This is a genomic window from Trinickia soli, assembly GCF_002879855.1.
Taxonomy (GTDB): Bacteria; Pseudomonadota; Gammaproteobacteria; order Burkholderiales; family Burkholderiaceae; genus Trinickia; species Trinickia soli.
This window is the reverse complement of sequence record NZ_PNYB01000001.1, coordinates 52,741-69,406: the sequence shown is the minus strand read 5'-3', so window position 1 is coordinate 69,406 and position 16,666 is coordinate 52,741. Positions and strand designations below refer to the sequence as shown.

Below are 16,666 nucleotides of genomic sequence, written 5' to 3'. Positions count from 1 at the left end.
TTGTGGGGCCTGGGTCGCGTTGGGCGCGGCTGTGTTTTGGCTGGGCGATGCACGTAGGTACGCCGGGCCAGGGCTGCCCATTGCGTTAGGCCGTCGACCTCATCGTCCGTATTGCCCCGGCAGTACGCGGGCCAGACAACGCTCGTCATCGTGGACAGTCTCACTGGAGCGCCCCCCTGAATCTCCGGACACAGTCCCCCACTTACGATAGCGGATAGGCATAAGACTGTGTTCACGACTAACAGCAAGCACGAAGTGATGGAAGTGTTGACGGGACCCGAGCGCCGCCGACGGTGGTCCGCCGAAGAGAAGCTGGCGATGGTCAAAGAGAGTTTCGAGCCGGGCAAGACGGTCTCGATGGTGGCGCGCCAGCACGGCGTGAATCCGAATCAGCTGTTTCATTGGAGAAAGCTTTATCAGGGCGGTAGCCTTTCGGCGGTGAGCGCTGGCGAGGAAGTGGTGCCGGCCTCGGAGTTGGCCGAGGCCCTCAAGTAGGTTCGCGAACTGCAACGGATGCTGGGTAAAAAGACGATGGAGGTCGAAATCCTGCGTGAAGCCGTGGAGTACGGTCGCGCAAAAAAAGTGTATGGTCCGCCCCGGCGTTGCAAGCGGGCGTTCTCTGACGAGACAGTTTGCGTAAATGTATCCGGCCTCTCGCGAGTCAGCCGCTTTTGGCGGCCCATGATGGGATATGCGCGCTCGGTTCCCAATAAGTGGACTGACCTCAAAGGCCGTTTTTTTGTCCCGGGTTTACCCAACGCCGGTGCGCTGTTTCGTCATCAATTGCACGTCTGCAAACCTTGACGGGTGATCGGCAGCCTACTGTACTTGCGGCTGCCGAAGATAAAACGTCCGATGCCGCGACGGCGGCACGCAATCTTGCAGTCGCCTTCGAGCACTACAACGAGCAGCATCCCCATAGCGCGCTGAAATACCGTTCGCCACGCGAATTTCGGCGCAGAACCGAATCATCAACTCAAGTGTGAGGCGGTGTCCGGAAGTACGGGGGCAAATCCATCGGGGGTAATCCGCCTTCGGGTTTCGGCAGCAGAGCTGACAGCGGCACGCCGCCCTCAAGGCTCCCACTTCGATCAAACTCAGCCAAGACCGCCGTCATTAGGTTGTTGATAAGCAGGGCCTCATCGGGCATCAACTGCATTTGGTTCGTAACAATTCGCCATCTAGCTTCGTCTATCATTTTCACCCTTGCGGTTTCTTCGTCGACGTTTTCCTAGCTGAAGTTCGACCGAACGGACTTGCCGCAATCCAGACACTTCGGACTGGCCTCGGCCGTGAGCGTGTAATTCTCAATATCCACGCCGCGGCCATTCCACGAATAAGGCCGCTGCGCGTTAAACGTAACGTCCGTAGAGAATCCCGCTTTGACCACGGACAGTGCGGGCAACCGGTGGTCAATTTCGTGGGCCTCAGCGCTTTCCCGAATCTTAGCGGTCGCTCGAATCGACCGCTATGTAGTGAATCGATTCCGCGTTCGGATCATCGACAAACAGTCCGGTGACGTACTCGGCGCCCTGGTACTTTCAAACGTCAAGATCGCAATCGCGCGTGTCGCTGTGTACTCGCACTCGGCGACATACCCCGAACGCTCGATAAGCTAGTCCCCGAAATCGGCCTTCGCAGACGCCACGAAAACACGAAGCGCCTTTCGAATCGTGTCGGCAGTTTCAACGACCAGTTCCTTCGTGTCGGTCATAAAATCGATGATGTCCTTCATCTGCTCGCCCTCAACGACATAGCAGCGCCCGAACACCCGCGCGACTTCCATCATTGCGCGGAGGCCCCCTGCTCGGCGATGGCCCTGTTCAAGTCCTCGATCGACATTGGCTTCGCCGGCTTCTTCACGATGCCCTTGAGCGACGCGAGCGAGCGCGTGGCCCGACAGACCTCATACCGGCCGGTCGCCTCGTTGAAGCTGAATTCGATCCGGTCGCCAGACCGAAGGCCAAGCTCATTGCGCACGTCCACCGGAATCGTGACCTTGCCCTTTGAATTGATAGTTGCTGCCGCCATGGATCACACCTCCAGTCATCCATACTTTAAGGTAAGGGGAACATAAAAGCAAAGTCACATAACCGTGGAGGCTATCGGCGGCCAGATACTCGACCGGCTCGCCCTTCAGCTACAGAATACGGCTTTAAAACTGTCTAGATAGCGCGCAATTCACCCGCGAAATACCGACACCCCCAAAAAAACGGCGGCGCGTGCCACTGACACGCCCGCCCAAGTACGACGAGGAGTTCGCTGCTTAAAACGAATGGCGCATGCCGATTCTCAGATCTGCCTGCGTCGTCGTGGTCGACGGTGCAAAGCTATATCCGATCACGGCATCGACGCCGTTCGACGCTTTCAAATAGTCTCCCGAGATATAGACATCGGTGCGTTTGGACAGCAGGTAATGCAACCCCGCCGATATCTGATTCCAATGATGCCCCTCGAAGTGCGTGTACTGGTAGCCGCCGATCGCGCTCAGCGCAGGCGTCATCCGCCATGACGCGCCGCCCTCGCCGACCTGCATGTGCGACGATTGCCCGAACGCTTTGATCGTCGTGTACGAGAAATTGCCCATCAACGTGACCGGCCCGAGCGCATAGCTCGCGCCGACGCCGAACGTACCTTGCTTGTCCACCGGGAACGAGGTGGCCGAATACAGATCGGTGATGCCGCCCGTCGCGGGATCGACGCTGACTGTCGGCCTGCCCAGGAACGTATGCGTGCCGATCATCGCATAGGGATCGAACGCATAGATGCCAAACGGATTGTTCAACTGCGTATAGGCAGCGCCCATCGTGAAGCTGCCGTGCGCGTAGTGCGCCCCCACGCTATAGGCGCTGTTTTGATGGAAATTGCCGGCCGTATTGCCGAACGACCACATACCGCCGAATTTGAAGCCGTCGATGTCGTTCGACAAAAACTTGACGGAATTCGGGAGACGATCGCCGTTGAATCTGTCGAAATCCCCCTGGTGAATGGCATAGCCGCTCGCCCATGCCGAGACGTTGTACAGGTACACCATTTCCTCGGTCATATCGAGCTGATTGCCGAACGACACGGTTCCCCAACGGCTCGAGAGTCCTACGTAGGCTTGCCGCCCGAATTGAGCCCCGCCCAATATCAGGCGCCCCGTCCCGATCTTGAAGCCGCTCTCGAGCGCAAAAACCGCGGACAATCCACCGCCAAGATCCTCCGTCCCCTTCAAGCCCCAACGGTTGCCGTACGAAATTCCATCGTCGAACCTGACGACATGCGAACCGCCGGTATTGCTGGCGTACGTCACGCCCGCATCGAGAATGCCGTACAGCGTAACGCTGCTTTGGGCGTGACCGACAGTGGGCAGGCCGGCTAGCGCCAGTGCCAGTGCCAGTGCCGATCGGACCGGTGCATAAGGTCGTTTCATGGTGCCGCTCTCGTAGTGTGGTGAATGGTCTCGGTTCAATGATCGGCAAGTGCGTGATCGACGGCTTGCAGAGCGTTCGCCCCGCTCGTCGTCGTGACGCCGTCAAGCCATGCGCTCAGCAATTCCGGGTGTGCCTTCAAGGCGTCGCGCACAGCTGCATTCACATTGACCTTGTCTTGCAGCACGCTGGCGATGATGTGATTTTCAAGGTCGACGTTGAACGTCATCTGCTTGAAAAGACGGCCGAGGTTGCCGCACTGGCTGGCAAATCCCGCCCGCGTGACGGTGTTGACCGTCGCGCCGCCGTAGTTCGGGCCGAAGTACGCGTCCCCGCCCGAGAGATAGGTCAGGTGAAACTTCGTGTTCATCAAATGCGGCTCCCACGCGAGGAACACGATCCATCGTTTGTCGCGCACGGCCCGCTCCACCTGCGTCAGCATCGCCGTTTCGCTCGATGCGACGAGCGTCCAATTGCCGAGGCCGAACGCCTTGTCGCCGATCATCTTCGAAATGTTCTGATTCGCGGGCGCGCCGGGCTCGATGCCGTAGATCTTGTCGCCGAACCTGTCGGCGTACTTCGCCAGATCGGCGAACGAATGGACCCCGGCCGCGGCGACGTAATCGGGCACCGCCAATGTGAACTTCGCATTGCTCAGGTTTGCGTGCAGCACGTCGATCGCATGGCTCTCGACGAACGGCTTGACGAGCGGCCCTTGAGCAGGCATCCAATTGCCAAGGAAGACATCGACCTGACCTTTCTTCAATCCTTCGTAGGTGATCGGCACGGATAGATTCGCAACGGTTTGCTGATAGCCGAGCGCTTTGAGCAAGACACCCGTGATCGCATTCGTCGCGTCGATATCCGTCCAACCGGGATCGGCCATGCGCACTTGCGTGCAAGTGCCCGGCTCCCCTGCCTGAGTCGCGAGCGAGACGGCGGCAAGCGTTGCGGTCAGGGTCATCGATATGAAGCGCCTGGACCATAAGTACACGTTTCGATTCATCTCCTGCTCCTTCAATCGATACTGGTTTGTCGTGTGGTTTGATACATCCGCGGAACCGCTGCCCCGTCATTCGTTCTTCACTTGAGTTACGCGCGGAAATCGCGCCATCGCTTCGAGCGTGTCGAGTTCGATGTGATTGCGCATGTACCGCTGGCTCGCGTCGTTGAACGGTTGCCAGTCCCATGCCTGGACTCGCCCTTGCGTCGTCGCCGCGTAATGGAAACGCCGACGGCGCTGGCTGGCGATGACTGCGTGATTCAGCGCATCGAGGTCCCAACGTTGCCGCACCTCGACAAGAAAACCGGCCACCGTGTCCGCATGGGCGGGGTCATCGGCGAGATTGACGAGCTCATGCGGGTCGGCTTCGAGGTCGAACAGCTGATCGGGATCGACAGGCGTATGAATGAATTTGTAGCGGCCGCGACGAATCATGACGATCGGAGCGATGGCTCCCTCGGCCAGATATTCTCCGAACGTGTCGTCATGTCCGCCGTCGCCGCGCAAGTGCGGCACGAGGCTTCGGCCATCGACCGGATCGGGCCATGCGGTCTCGCGCTTCCCCGTTGCGAGTTCGACGAGCGTCGGCAACAGGTCGATCGTGGACACCGATCCCTCCACCCGCCGCGCAGAAAAATGCTTCGGTGCATGCACGATCAGCGGTACGCGCGACGCGTTCTCGAAGAACGTCATCTTGTACCAAAGCCCGCGCTCGCCGAGCATATCGCCGTGGTCGGACGTGACGACGACGATCGTGTCGTCGGCAAGGCCCGTGGCTTCGAGCGCATCGAGGATCGAACCGAACTGCGCGTCGACGTACGACAGTGCGCCATAGTAGGCATGACGCGCATTGCGCACCTGCTGCTGCGTCGGCGGCGTGCGGTCGGTCTCGCAGACATGACGTAGGCGCCGCGAATGGGGATCGCTCTGTTCGAAGCTCAACGTCGTGCGCGGCAGGTCGATGTCTTCGTCGCGATACAGATTCCAATAGTCGGAGGAAATCGCATAAGGGTCGTGCGGATGCGTCAGCGACGCCACGACGCAAAACGGCCTCGCATCAAGGCCCGCCTGGCGTTCGCGTGCAATGTCATAGAGCTTCTGGCGAACGGCGAAGGTCGCTTCGTCGTCGAAGTCGAGCTGATTGGTGCGCACACAGAGTCCCGCCTCGAGCACCGAACTCATGTTGTGGTACCAGCTCGGACGCACTTCGGGATTGTCCCAATCAGGCGCCCAACCGAAATCCGCCGGATAAATATCGGTGGTCAACCGCTCTTCGAAACCGTGCAATTGATCGGGGCCGCAAAAATGCATCTTGCCCGATAGCACCGTCCGATAGCCCGCCGCCCGCAGGTAGTGCGCAAACGTCAGCGTTTGCGCGGGAAATTCGGCCGCGTTATCGTAGGCGCCGATCTTCGACGGAAGCTTGCCCGCCATGAGCGCAAAGCGCGACGGTGCGCACAGCGGGCTCGCGCAATAGGCCGAGTCGAACACCACCCCGTGGCGGGCGAGCTCATCGATGCGAGGCGTCTTCGACACCTGATTGCCGTAAGCGCGCAACGCAGACGGCGTCATCTGGTCGGCCATGAGAATGAGGATGTTTTTTCCTGTGGTGGGCTTCATGAGCGGGTGTTTACAATGCATTGGTTCGTCGGAACGGAAGGGCGTGCTGCGAGGCCCGGCGCTTCGGATTCGTCGAAAACATCGTTGCACTGCACGATAGGCGGCGTTCGAAGCGCGTGACGCCAATATGTCGACCCACAATTCGCGTGTGAAGACGGCCGTTTTTTATAGCCCCATAAGGCCCGCTTATGTCTGAGCAAGACCGTTTGCCACCGCTGCAGATGCTGTCGGTGTTCGAGTCCGCGGCCCGGTTGGCGAGCTTCACTGCCGCCGCGCGCGAACTCGGCTCGACGCAGCCGGCCGTCAGTCAGCGCATCGTGCAGTTGGAAGCGGAACTCGGCGCCCCCTTGTTCGATCGCGGGCATCGGGGCGTGACGCTGACGGCTGATGGTCGGCGGCTCTACGAGGCAGTGCGGCAAAGCATCGAGACCCTTCGTGGCGCGGTCGCCGAGATTCGCGCGGCTCGCGCGAACGGCGCTTTGACGATATTGACCGATGCGGGTTTTGCAACGTATTGGCTCGTGCCGCGCCTGATGGATTTGCGACGATGGTTGCCTGACATCAACGTCAAGGTCGTCACCTCGCAGTCGGCCTTCGATCCGCGTCGCGACCATGCAGACGTCGCGATCGCGTTCGGCGAAGGCGATTGGTCGCCTTGCACGGCCACGCGCCTCTTTCAAGAGCAGGTCGTCGCCGTTTGCTCGCCGGCGTTTCGCGAGGCCCATCCAGAGATCGTCGAGCCCGCCGATTTGCGTGCGGCGCCGTTGCTGCACGTGCAGCCCACCGAGCCCGAACGCTGGCTCGGCTGGAACGGCTGGTTCGCGGCGCATGGGCTGGCCGCGCCGTCCGACGAACAGGGTTCGACGTTCAACAGCTACGCGCTCGTCATGCACGCGGCACTGACGCACCAGGGCGTCGCGCTCGGATGGCTACCGCTCATCGATGAGCTCCTGAGCAGCGGGCAGCTCGTCACGCTGTTCGACGGGCCCGTTACCACGTCGCGCGGGTATTTCCTGGTCTGCCCTCAGGCACGTCCCGAAGCGCCAGCGGCGCCTGCATTCAGGCGGTGGTTGTTCGGCGCGTGCGCGCAAAACGCAGTGGCGAGTCCATCGTGACGGCCGGTACGCGCGAATTCGCACCGGGTTCGCCGGCATCGCGCATGCGGTGCTACCGCTGTCTTCTGCGCCGCAGCCACTCCGCAAATGCTTCATCCTCGACGCGATAGTGCCCCACACCCAGGCGGGCGACGATGTTCTCCGCCTGCAACCGTCGCAGTGCTTGCGCCACGGTGTTCTTCGTGGCTGCTTTGCCCAGCCACGCAGACAACCTTGCGAGGCTTTCGGCACCATATGAGCGAAATCGCTGTGAGCGGTGCTTGCAAGTACCTGCGCCTCGTCGATCGCCAACAGCAGCGGCTTCTTCTGCCGGTCGAGCTGCTTCATGACTTCGCGCATCGCGGCCGCGCTGTCCCCCTTCGGCGAGGCCAATTCAGCCTCAACCGAGCCGTGGATCCCCGGAAGGCCCGCGCTTGCCTTGAGCCTCTTGACCGGCTTGCCGAGCCTCGTCAGCACAGCCTTGCCCCCTTGCGGCTCGAGCGCGTCATTCAGCGAAGCCAGCAGCGCTGAATCGGGCGCGGATCGGGAACCCCAAAGATTCGAAATGAGAAGTATCAAGGGGAATGATCCCGGACGATACCAGGAGCGCGGATTGAGCGAATGTGGGGTGGGGAGCGGGGATAAACCTATGCTGCCATTAAAGCGCTTCGACCAGATCCGGCCGCTTCGTACGGCAATATGCCGAGCAGGCGATATGTGCCGCGCTCGCCGCCGCATTGACCATCGCGCTCGCATTGGTCGGCTTGCATAACGAAACGATGATCGGCGGCGGAACCGGCTTGAGCGGAAGCTCGACGAACTCACCCGTCTGCAATTCGTCAGTGACGAACAAGCTTGGAATACATGCCACGCCGTAGCCGTCACGCACGAGCTGGACGATCGCCGCTACCGAAGGCGAGCACGTCACACGGGTTTGCTCGGGCCCGATCTGCTCCTGACGCGCGAGCGTATGGACGATGCTCTGCAATGCAACCTGCGGCGCGGTCCCTCGGCCAAAGGTCAGAATCGGTCGTTGCAATACGCGTGAGGCAAGCCCGGTCGCACGGCGGGACAACAAACCGCGCCGCGCAATCCAGCGCACGGGATAACTCGCGATCGCCCTCGACGCAATCTTCGTGCTGTCGATCCCCTCCACGCGTATCGCGAGATCGAGTTCTCCCGCAAGCAGCCGTTGCTGCAATACGGCGCTCGAATCGACTGTCAAATCGACGTCGAGCTGGGGGAATTTCGCGTTCAAATGCGTGATGTAATGCGAAAGCCATGAATGCACGACGGTTTCGATCACGCCCAGCCGCAATTTACCGCCGACCACGACCTCTTGCCCCGCTGCTTCGCGCAACGCGCGGGCGGCGTCCACGACGTTGCGCGCCAGGCTTAGCAGGCTCGCACCGGCCGGCGTCAAGCGAAATTGCGTCGTCGTTCGATCGATGAGTTCGGTGCGTAGATCGTCCTCGAGCGATTTGATCCGCAGCGAGATCGTCGCCGGCGTGGCATGCAACACGCGCGCCGTCGCGCGGAAACTCTCGAGTTCCGCGAGCGTCACGAAGGTTTCGAGAAAGCGCGTGTTCATTGTGTCGCTGCATGGACAGTATCGCCCGTCACCTGGAACACGCGGATCGCCTCGCCTAGTTGCTGCGCCTGTTCGTTCAAGGACACCGCGGCGGCCGCCGCCTGTTCGACGAGCGTCGCGTTCTGTTGAGTCGCGCTGTCCATCTGCGCAATCGCGCGATTGACCTCTTCGATTCCCCCGCGTTGCTGCGCCGACGCCGCCGCGATTTCGTCGACGATCGCCGTAACACGCTTGACGGCCGAGACAATCCCGCCCATTGCGCCGCCCGCAGTCTCGGCCAGCGCGGCCCCGCTTTCGACCTGTGCGAGCGACGTATCGACGAGCAAGCGGATCTCTTTCGCCGCCGCTGCACTGCGCTGCGCGAGACTGCGCACCTCGCTGGCCACCACGGCGAACCCGCGGCCGTGCTCGCCCGCGCGCGCCGCTTCCACCGCCGCGTTGAGCGCGAGGATATTCGTTTGGAACGCGATGCTGTCGATGACCGACGTGATATCGGCCACCTGCTTCGAGCTTTCCGCTATCGCACGCACCTTGTTGACGACATCGCCGACCACGACGCCGCCACGCTCCGCCTCCGACGACGCGCTCGCCGCCACTTGCGTTGCATGCGACGCGTTTTCCGCGTTTTGCCTGACTGTGGACGTCAGTTCGTCCATTGCCGCCGCGGTTTCTTCGAGCGATGCGGCTTGCTGCTCGGTGCGGCTCGACAGATCGCCATTGCCCGTCGCGATCTCGGCTGCCGCGGTACGAATGGTCTCGGCCGCCGACTTCACGCGCGAGACGGTACCCGCAAGCGTGTCCCGCGTATAGGCGATGGCCGACACGATGCTTTCGTCGTCACCATGCGCAACTTCAATTCGGCCGGTCAAATCACCGGCCGCAATTTGACGCGCAAGTTCGGCTGCCCGCGCGGGCTCGCCACCGACCGAGCGACGCACACTCTTGACCGCGAGCGATGTCAGCAGAGAAATCGCCGCGCCCAAAACAATCAGCACGGCCAGGGACGTCGCCAGCGTGTGATAAAAGGCCGACTGGATGTCATCCTGGTAAACCCCCGCTACCAAATCCCAATTCCAAGGCTTGTAACGCTTGACGAAGCCCAGCTTCGAACTGGGCGCCTTCTCCCCGGGTTTGGGCCACCAGTACTGGACATAGCCCGTCCCGCCTGGCGATGCGCCCGCCGCCGCAATGTCCTTATAGAGCCGATTACCCTTCGCATCCTTCCAATCGGACATGTCCTTGCCATCGAGCTTGGGCGACATCGGGTGCATTACCACGACCGAATCGGCCCCGACGACGGTCACGTAGCCATTGCCGCTATAGCGCAAATCCGCAATGCGGGCCAACGCTTGCTGCTTTGCGGCATCGGCGCCGATTTTTCCGGCTTGCGCATCACGATCCAGCCCCGCCGCCATCGAATACGCCATTTCCGTGACGTCAGCCAGTGCGTGCTTACGCTCGCTCAACTGCATCTCTCGCATCTGCAAGGCGTACCAGAACGTCAGCGCAAGCAATCCGACCCATGTCAGCAGCAGCGGAATCCAAAGCTTTTGTCGTAAAGTCAAACGGGACATGATCATTCTTCTGATGAATAAAACCGGTTCGTATGGCGCGCATGTCAATGCAGGACATCGCGCCCCCCGTCTTCTATATCGGCAGCAACGAGCCAATGTTAAGCAGAATAAAAAGCCGACGTGCATCTTTCTGTTAAGCAAACCTTAACACCAGCGCAAGGAATAACTTGCTGGCGCGTCATCAAATTCGAACTTAATCTCGTATCCAAGCCATATTGCTCACGGAACGCCGTCATGCCGCATCGCTTTCGCCAGCTCGTGCGCCGTAAAGACTTCAAAGGGCCGACCGCCGGCCAGTGCGGTGAGTACGCGCAAGCCAATCTCGTCGTCATCCCGAGCGCCTTCGCCGAGGATTTCCTACGTTTTTGCATCAGAAATCCGAAAGCATGCCCGCTGCTCGGTGTCGGGGAGCGCGGCCGATGGAATATTCCTTCACTCGGTGATGATCTCGACCTGCGCACCGACGTGCCCGGTTACAACGTCTACCGCGATGGCGTGCTGACCGAACAACCCGAGAACATCGTCGCATTGTGGGATGACGATCTCGTCGCGTTCGCGATCGGGTGCTCGTTCTCGTTCGAACAGATGCTCACGCACGAGAAGATCGAGCTGCGACACGTTACCGAAGGCGTCAATGTCCCAATGTTCCGCACCAATATTCCCAACGAGCCGGCCGGGCCGTTTGGCGGGCAACTCGTCGTCTCGATGCGGCCCATGAGCGGCGCGCACGCAATCCGCGCCATTCAGGTCACGAGCCGGTTCCCGTCAGTTCATGGCGCTCCCATCCACCTTGGCAACCCGAAGGCCATCGGGATCGCCGATCTGTCCCGCCCCGACTATGGCGACGCCGTGACCCTTCGCGAGGACGAAATCCCCGTGTTCTGGGCATGCGGCGTCACCCCGCAAAGCGCGATCGAATCGGCGCGTCTGCCGTTCGCGATCGCGCATCGTCCCGGCCACATGCTCGTGACCGACATTCCTAACGCATCGCTTGCCGTGCTTTGACGGCACGCGCGCCATAAAACGTCCGCTGAGACGAAGAGACAACGATAAACACCGACCCACTGCATCATTACGCGGTGGGCGATGCTCCTCGCGGATTACCGCAGGTGAATACCCGCAGTCGCTGCAGCGTTATAGTTCACTGCCACCGTGTCGAGCGCGGTCAGGAAGTCCGTGGCGTCGAAGATCCCGCCAAGGCTGACGACGCCGCCCTTCGACTTCGCCTTGCCGCTTAGCAAGCGCTCGGCAGCTTCGACGATGATCGGCGCGCTGACGGCGTAAATGTCGCGCCCCGTGGCGGTCGCACGCCGCACCTCCCCGCCTTGTTGGACCACCACATCCACGACGAACTGCTGGGCCGATCGGCCTCGCTCGTCGTTCGCCCGCGGCGGGGGAGTGTTCGGATCGCGAATATCGCGCAATGCCATCGCGGCCAGCCACGAGTCCATCGTATCGACGCGAAGATGCCGCGAAACGGTGAGCATTTCAGTAAAAGGCAGCAGCACGACATCCAACTCGCCCATTGGCTCCGGAAACGACCATACGCCTTCGGGCGCAGGCTGCGGGATCGGCGTCAATCTGCCGCCCCTTTGGACGACTCTTCTCGCGCGATTGCGCTCGCCGGTCACTCGCGTGCCGCGTGTCGGATGCCAACTATCGAGGCCGATAGCGACGTCGACCCTTTCGATCGTCGTACGCTCATCGGCGATGGCCGTCACAAGCAGATCGGCAAGCCCGCCGTAAAACGCCGCCGCCGGTAAGAGCGTCACGCCAGATGCAAGCGCCCTTGCGTCGCGTTCGTCGATCAGCGCTTGCAGCGCGGGTTGTTCCGCCGTGACATCCAGATACGGAATGCCTGCGCGCAGCGCCGCATCGACAATCGGCAAAGCCGTATCGAGAAAAGGCCCCGCGCAGTTGATCACAGCATCCGCGCCATGGAGCGCGGCATCGAGTTGTGCCGCGTCGTCCATAGCGGCCACGCGCGACACCGAATGCTCACTGTCCACGCCCGCCTCCTGCAAGCGCGCGGCGTCACGGCCGATGCGAATTGCGCGGATTCCGCGCCGCTTCAATTCCTCCACAATAAACCGCCCCGTGTGTCCCGCAGCACCGTAAACCGCAACCGTCATTCGATCGTTCATCGTCGTCCTCTCGTCTCCACGTGGCAATGGTGAGTTTATAGTACAGATCTGTAGCGTCGTCAATACAGATCTGTAGCGCCATTAATACCGATCTGTATCGCCAATGTTTTTTGGTGGTACCATCGCGTCCTGTGCGACGGCGAAACCCGCCACGTTGGAGGTGATGTCAATGAAGAAGGCCGAACCGGCGGCACCCGCGCCCGATACGCGGGAGCGCATCCTGCGTACCGCCAGCGAGCTTTTCTATAGAGAGGGAACGCGTGCGGTGGGCGTTGATCTGATCGTAGCGAAGTCGGGCGTCGCCAAGACGAGCCTGTATCGCTACTTCGCCACGAAGGACGATCTCATCGAAGCCTTCCTGTTGCGGGAGGACGAAGACTTCTGGCGGCATTGGGATACCGTCGCCGCCGAGCATAAAGGCAAACCGCGCGAGGAGCTCGATGCGCAGCTCCAATGGCTCGGCGAACGAATCGCGCGCCCCGGCTACCGCGGCTGCCCGCAGATCAACATCGCCGCCGAATATGCGGACGATAAACATCCCGCGCGTAAAGTGGCGGTGGCGCACAAGCGCGAGCTGCGTCGCAGGCTTGCCGAACTCGCGCAGGCCATGGGCCTCGGCGATCCCGAGCTGTTCGCGTTGCGGATGGGCACGATCATCGACGGGGCGTTGAGCAGCGGTCGCGCGCTGCACGCCGCCGGGCCCGCGCAGTTCTTGCAGGACCTGGCGCAGGCGCTCGTTCCGAAGAGGCTATCGCATCAACGCAATCGCGTCCGCTCCGGCAGCAATGCGGACCGGACATGACGGGTCGGTCGCCGCACGCCACACCGCCTGCGCAACATCGATCGATCGCGTATGTTCGCTCGACTGTTCCCAGCCGGCGAACACACGTTGCGCCAGGTCGCTATAAGGCTCGGGAAATTCGCGCGGCATCCGCGCCCGCGCACTCTCGCTGAAGCGCGTTTCGGGCGCTCGCCCGGGCAAGACGACGCGTACGCTCACGTCGAACTGTTCGAGTTCCAGCGCGAGCGTTTCCGTAAACGCGTTGACCGCCACCTTGCTCGCCGTGTAGACCGAAAGCAGCGGCAGCCATTTCAGCGTCACGGTCGATGTGACATTGACTACCACACCTGCCCGGCGTTGCCGGAATTGCGGAAGCACGGCCTGCGTCATCGCCATCGTGCCGAACGTGTTGGTGTCGAAGATTTCGCGTACGGCGTCCATCGACATGCCTTCCAGCGCATTCAGCAGGCCGATCCCCGCGTTATTGACGAGCACGTCGAGCGGCCCCGCGGCCTCGATCGCCCGACTGATGCTATCGGGATCCGTGACGTCGAGCGCGAGCACCCGCAGGCGATCGGAGCGTGGCAGCAGATCCTCGTTCGGGGTGCGCATCGTCGCGATCACGTTCCAATCGCGTTCGAGAAAATATCGGGCCGTCTCCAGGCCGAATCCTGACGAGCAGCCGGTGATGAGAATCGTCTTCATCGAGAAAGAACTCCTGTCTGTCATTGCGGTACGGAGAAGATAGTGGCCCGCAGCCGGATTAGCTACAATCCGAAGTCCGAGTTTCATTCGCAAGAGTCCGGCCATGGTCGACCCGCTCGCAGAAGTCGTCACGCTGCTCCAGCCCAGCGCTTCGTTCTCGAAGATCGTCGGCGGCGCCGGTCGCTGGCGCGTGCGTCGCGCCGAGTCGGGGGAGCCCTTTTACTGCGTGATCCTCGAAGGCACGTGCCGTCTCGATGTCGACGGCTACGAACCGATCACGCTGCAAACCGATGACTTCGTCTTGATCCCTTCCGGGTTCGGTCGCTCGATGTCGAGCATCGCTCCCCCATCGTCCAAGGACACCGTGACCGCGCCCGTCCGGCTGGGCGACGGAGAATTCCGGCTCGGCACGCAGAGCGGTGTACCCGACGTTCGCTTTTTAATCGGGCACTTTCTGTTCGGCTCGCCGGACGCTGCGTTGCTCGTTTCGCTTCTGCCCCAGCTTGTGCATATTCGTGGCGATAAGCGACTCGCCACACTCGTGCAACTGGTCGGCGATGAATCGCGCGCCTCGCGGCCCGCGCGCGACGTGGTCCTCACACGTCTGCTGGAAGTGCTGCTCATCGAAGCGCTTCGATCGTCGGCGGGAATGGCCGCATCGCAGGGGCTGTTGCGCGGGCTGGCCGATGAACGGCTGGCAGCCGCGATTCGTTGCATGCACGAAAAACCGGCGCACCAGTGGACAGTTGCCCAATTGGCGAACGAGGCTGCCCTTTCACGGTCCGCGTTCTTCGATCGGTTCAGCCGCGCCGTAGGCGTCGCGCCGATGGAGTACCTGCTGGCCTGGCGTATGGCGATGGCCAAGAACATACTGCTACGGAAAGAAGGGAATGTGGCCGAAGTAGCCGAACGCGTCGGCTATAGCTCCGCCAGCGCGTTCAGCGTTGCATTTGCGCGCGTGGTGGGAGTGCCGCCGACGCGGTATGCGTCAACATCGACGTCAACATCGACATCAATATTGACAGCGCCCACACCTACCAGCGAACGACGCCTCGAACGGCATGCCGCGCCCACCTCCGAGCCGGCCGATGCCGCAGCACTGCAAGACCCTGCCCTATTGCGCCGCTTACTGCGCGCAAAGGACCGCATCGATGCGGCCTCGCACGAGGCTTGGCCCCTCAAGCGTCTCGCGCAGATCAGCGGCGTATCGGAAGCCCACTTCGCCCGCTCGTTCAAACGGGCCTTCGGGCTGCCGCCTCACCGATATTTACTGACGCGACGCATCGAACAGGCCACTACCCTGCTGCGCGACACGGACCTGCCGATCACCGAAATCGCTTTCGCCACCGGCTGGGAAAGCCTCGGCACGTTCGGCCGGATCTTTCGCGACGTCACGGGACGAAGCCCGGGCGAGCTACGCGAAGCGGTGCAGGCCGACACGCCACCTCTCGCGCTCGTCCCGGCCTGCGTACTTAAAGCCTCGGAGCGCCCCGATCTGACGATCGCAGTTTCGGAGAAGCGTCGGCGCGAAGCGAAAGCTACAGTGCGGCCATCAACCAAGGAGAAGGAGGCGCAATGAAGGAAGGCATCAACGTCGTGGGCTTGTACGTCGACAACCAGGACGAAGCGCTCGCGTTCTACGTGGATAAGCTCGGCTTCCAGGTCCATACGGACGTACGCAACGGCAACTACCGCTGGCTCACGGTCCAGCATCCCGATCAACCATCGTTTCAACTCGGGCTTTTCATGCCGGGGCCGCCCATGCACGACGAGGCCACCGCGCAAACCTTGCGTGCGATGGTCGCCAAGGGGGCAATGCCGCCGCTCGTGCTGTCTGTCGCCGACTGTCACTCGAGCTACGCGCAAATGCGCGAGCGCGGCGTCGAGTTCACGCAAGCGCCCATAGACCGCTACGGCAGTGTCGACGCGGGCTTTCGCGATCCGGCCGGAAACGGATGGAAGATGATCCAGGCGCCGAAGGAGAAAGCATGAACGAGAGCAACTGGATTCGCCGATTCCACCTCTGGGTGTCGATCGCATCAGCCGTTCGCGACGACAAACTGCGCGGCCACGCTGTGCGATAAGACGAGGTCCGCATTGACGAGGTCGTTCTCGCCCAGCTTGGCACGCACGGCCGCCTCGTCGAGACCATACCCGCGCCATCGCGCATTCAAACGATCGATCAGTACCTCGCGCGGAACGTCGAGCATGACCGTGACGTCGAAGAAGCGCCGAAGCGGCGCCCATGCGGGGTCGTCCAGCAGCAGATAATTGCCTTCCACCAGAATCAGCCTTGCTGATCCAGGAATGATGCATGCGCCTGCTCGGGCGACTTCGAGCGAGCGATCGAATACGGGTACCGCAATGTCTTTACCGTCATCGGCGCTGAGGCGCTCGAGCATCGCCTCGAGCCCGCCCACGTCGAACGTAAAGGGTGCGCCCTTACGTGCGCGATGGCCACGCGCCTCGAGTACACAATCGTCGAAATGGTAGCCATCCATCGCCAGAACGCACGCCGAATCTGGCCGCTCGCGGTTGAGGCCGTCGCACAACGACTGCACGAACGTGCTCTTACCGGCTCCCGGTGCGCCTGCAATCGCGATCAGCTGGCGCTCGCCGCCTTGCAGATGCCCCAGGTGCCCGATCAACTGTGGCAGGTCGATTCGTTTTTGTTGCGGCGATACGCTATTCACGGCGAATGGCTCCGGTGAGAGGGACACTGCGACAGAGACGCCTTCCAT

Annotated in this window: 15 protein-coding genes and 3 pseudogenes; 8 read left to right on the top strand and 10 right to left on the bottom strand. The window is 61.6% G+C overall.

The annotated features are described in order from the left end of the window. Positions 1-258 precede the first annotated feature (258 nt). Together tnpA and C0Z19_RS00310 are read left to right on the top strand one after the other, a co-directional pair. Positions 259-585, top strand: a pseudogene (gene tnpA / locus C0Z19_RS00315) (IS66-like element accessory protein TnpA); the annotation flags it as partial. Positions 586-851: 266 nt separating this feature from the next. Then, positions 852-986 (top strand): annotated as a pseudogene (locus C0Z19_RS00310) (integrase core domain-containing protein); the annotation flags it as partial. Positions 987-1,615: 629 nt separating this feature from the next. Here C0Z19_RS00310 and C0Z19_RS00300 read toward each other — a convergent pair. From C0Z19_RS00300 to betC, 5 genes are all read right to left on the bottom strand, one after another. Then, positions 1,616-1,789: a hypothetical protein gene (locus C0Z19_RS00300; protein WP_233195926.1), complete on the bottom strand. Its 174-nt coding sequence runs from the start codon at positions 1,787-1,789 to the stop codon at positions 1,616-1,618. Then, complete coding sequence (locus C0Z19_RS00295; protein ID WP_102607808.1) at positions 1,786-2,031, bottom strand: AbrB/MazE/SpoVT family DNA-binding domain-containing protein; 246 nt, start codon at positions 2,029-2,031, stop codon at positions 1,786-1,788. Before C0Z19_RS00295 ends, C0Z19_RS00300 begins: the two co-directional genes overlap by 4 nt. A 235-nt stretch (positions 2,032-2,266) precedes the next feature. Beyond that, positions 2,267-3,415 carry a porin gene (locus C0Z19_RS00290; RefSeq protein ID WP_102607807.1) on the bottom strand — a complete coding sequence of 383 codons (1,149 nt, stop codon included), beginning with the start codon at positions 3,413-3,415 and terminating at the stop codon, positions 2,267-2,269. Between the two features lie 35 nt (positions 3,416-3,450). Further along, a complete protein-coding gene (choX, locus tag C0Z19_RS00285; RefSeq protein ID WP_175083973.1) occupies positions 3,451-4,377 on the bottom strand; it encodes a choline ABC transporter substrate-binding protein in 927 nt (308 codons plus the stop codon). A gap of 108 nt (positions 4,378-4,485) precedes the next feature. After that, positions 4,486-6,036, bottom strand: coding sequence for a choline-sulfatase (gene betC / locus C0Z19_RS00280; RefSeq protein ID WP_102607805.1), 1,551 nt, complete (start codon positions 6,034-6,036; stop codon positions 4,486-4,488). Between the two features lie 188 nt (positions 6,037-6,224). On the opposite strand from betC, the gene C0Z19_RS00275 reads away from it, so the two are divergent. Further along, entirely contained in the window at positions 6,225-7,151 is a 927-nt protein-coding gene (locus tag C0Z19_RS00275; RefSeq protein ID WP_102607804.1) for a choline sulfate utilization transcriptional regulator, read from the top strand. A 637-nt stretch (positions 7,152-7,788) separates the two neighbouring features. Here C0Z19_RS00275 and C0Z19_RS00265 read toward each other — a convergent pair. Continuing rightward, the gene (locus tag C0Z19_RS00265) at positions 7,789-8,721 is read right to left on the bottom strand and encodes a LysR family transcriptional regulator (protein ID WP_102607802.1); all 933 of its coding nucleotides are present in this window, start codon (positions 8,719-8,721) and stop codon (positions 7,789-7,791) included. Next, positions 8,718-10,295, bottom strand: a complete 1,578-nt coding sequence (locus C0Z19_RS00260; RefSeq protein ID WP_102608138.1) for a methyl-accepting chemotaxis protein — start codon at positions 10,293-10,295, stop codon at positions 8,718-8,720. The genes C0Z19_RS00265 and C0Z19_RS00260 overlap by 4 nt, the downstream gene beginning before the upstream one ends. Positions 10,296-10,529: 234 nt before the next feature. On the opposite strand from C0Z19_RS00260, the gene C0Z19_RS00255 reads away from it, so the two are divergent. Next, positions 10,530-11,300 carry a putative hydro-lyase gene (locus C0Z19_RS00255; protein ID WP_102607801.1) on the top strand — a complete coding sequence of 257 codons (771 nt, stop codon included), beginning with the start codon at positions 10,530-10,532 and terminating at the stop codon, positions 11,298-11,300. Positions 11,301-11,395: 95 nt separating this feature from the next. Here C0Z19_RS00255 and C0Z19_RS00250 read toward each other — a convergent pair whose 3' ends face one another. After that, positions 11,396-12,439, bottom strand: coding sequence for a saccharopine dehydrogenase family protein (locus tag C0Z19_RS00250; RefSeq protein ID WP_102607800.1), 1,044 nt, complete (start codon positions 12,437-12,439; stop codon positions 11,396-11,398). A gap of 169 nt (positions 12,440-12,608) precedes the next feature. Between C0Z19_RS00250 and C0Z19_RS00245 the strand changes: the two genes are divergently transcribed. Continuing rightward, the gene (locus tag C0Z19_RS00245; RefSeq protein ID WP_102608137.1) at positions 12,609-13,241 is read left to right on the top strand and encodes a TetR/AcrR family transcriptional regulator; all 633 of its coding nucleotides are present in this window, start codon (positions 12,609-12,611) and stop codon (positions 13,239-13,241) included. Here the strand turns inward: C0Z19_RS00245 and C0Z19_RS00240 are convergent. Further along, positions 13,188-13,925, bottom strand: coding sequence for an SDR family oxidoreductase (locus C0Z19_RS00240; RefSeq protein WP_102607799.1), 738 nt, complete (start codon positions 13,923-13,925; stop codon positions 13,188-13,190). The two genes, C0Z19_RS00245 and C0Z19_RS00240, sit on opposite strands and share 54 nt — an antisense overlap. A 103-nt stretch (positions 13,926-14,028) precedes the next feature. Here C0Z19_RS00240 and C0Z19_RS28390 point away from each other — a divergent pair. The 3 genes and pseudogenes from C0Z19_RS28390 to C0Z19_RS00230 all read left to right on the top strand — a co-directional run. Further along, positions 14,029-14,931: pseudogene (locus C0Z19_RS28390) on the top strand (AraC family transcriptional regulator); the annotation flags it as partial. A gap of 12 nt (positions 14,932-14,943) precedes the next feature. Further along, complete coding sequence (locus C0Z19_RS28385; RefSeq protein ID WP_175083980.1) at positions 14,944-15,504, top strand: helix-turn-helix transcriptional regulator; 561 nt, start codon at positions 14,944-14,946, stop codon at positions 15,502-15,504. Then, positions 15,501-15,917, top strand: coding sequence for a VOC family protein (locus C0Z19_RS00230; RefSeq protein WP_102607797.1), 417 nt, complete (start codon positions 15,501-15,503; stop codon positions 15,915-15,917). The genes C0Z19_RS28385 and C0Z19_RS00230 overlap by 4 nt, the downstream gene beginning before the upstream one ends. A gap of 47 nt (positions 15,918-15,964) precedes the next feature. On the opposite strand, the gene C0Z19_RS00225 is transcribed toward C0Z19_RS00230, so the two are convergent. Then, positions 15,965-16,618 carry a nucleoside/nucleotide kinase family protein gene (locus C0Z19_RS00225; RefSeq protein WP_233195925.1) on the bottom strand — a complete coding sequence of 218 codons (654 nt, stop codon included), beginning with the start codon at positions 16,616-16,618 and terminating at the stop codon, positions 15,965-15,967. Between the last annotated feature and the right edge of the window lie 48 nt (positions 16,619-16,666).

Excerpts from the sequence above, each read along its gene's own strand:
- C0Z19_RS00300 (WP_233195926.1), bottom strand. The coding sequence starts at position 1,789 with ATGATGGAAGTCGCGCGGGTGTTCGGGCGCTGCTATGTCGTTGAGGGC.
- C0Z19_RS00295 (WP_102607808.1), bottom strand. The coding sequence starts at position 2,031 with ATGGCGGCAGCAACTATCAATTCAAAGGGCAAGGTCACGATTCCGGTG.
- C0Z19_RS00290 (WP_102607807.1), bottom strand. The coding sequence starts at position 3,415 with ATGAAACGACCTTATGCACCGGTCCGATCGGCACTGGCACTGGCACTG.
- choX (WP_175083973.1), bottom strand. The coding sequence starts at position 4,377 with ATGACCCTGACCGCAACGCTTGCCGCCGTCTCGCTCGCGACTCAGGCA.
- betC (WP_102607805.1), bottom strand. The coding sequence starts at position 6,036 with ATGAAGCCCACCACAGGAAAAAACATCCTCATTCTCATGGCCGACCAG.
- C0Z19_RS00275 (WP_102607804.1), top strand. The coding sequence starts at position 6,225 with ATGTCTGAGCAAGACCGTTTGCCACCGCTGCAGATGCTGTCGGTGTTC.
- C0Z19_RS00265 (WP_102607802.1), bottom strand. The coding sequence starts at position 8,721 with ATGAACACGCGCTTTCTCGAAACCTTCGTGACGCTCGCGGAACTCGAG.
- C0Z19_RS00260 (WP_102608138.1), bottom strand. The coding sequence starts at position 10,295 with ATGTCCCGTTTGACTTTACGACAAAAGCTTTGGATTCCGCTGCTGCTG.
- C0Z19_RS00255 (WP_102607801.1), top strand. The coding sequence starts at position 10,530 with ATGCCGCATCGCTTTCGCCAGCTCGTGCGCCGTAAAGACTTCAAAGGG.
- C0Z19_RS00250 (WP_102607800.1), bottom strand. The coding sequence starts at position 12,439 with ATGAACGATCGAATGACGGTTGCGGTTTACGGTGCTGCGGGACACACG.
- C0Z19_RS00245 (WP_102608137.1), top strand. The coding sequence starts at position 12,609 with ATGAAGAAGGCCGAACCGGCGGCACCCGCGCCCGATACGCGGGAGCGC.
- C0Z19_RS00240 (WP_102607799.1), bottom strand. The coding sequence starts at position 13,925 with ATGAAGACGATTCTCATCACCGGCTGCTCGTCAGGATTCGGCCTGGAG.
- C0Z19_RS00230 (WP_102607797.1), top strand. The coding sequence starts at position 15,501 with ATGAAGGAAGGCATCAACGTCGTGGGCTTGTACGTCGACAACCAGGAC.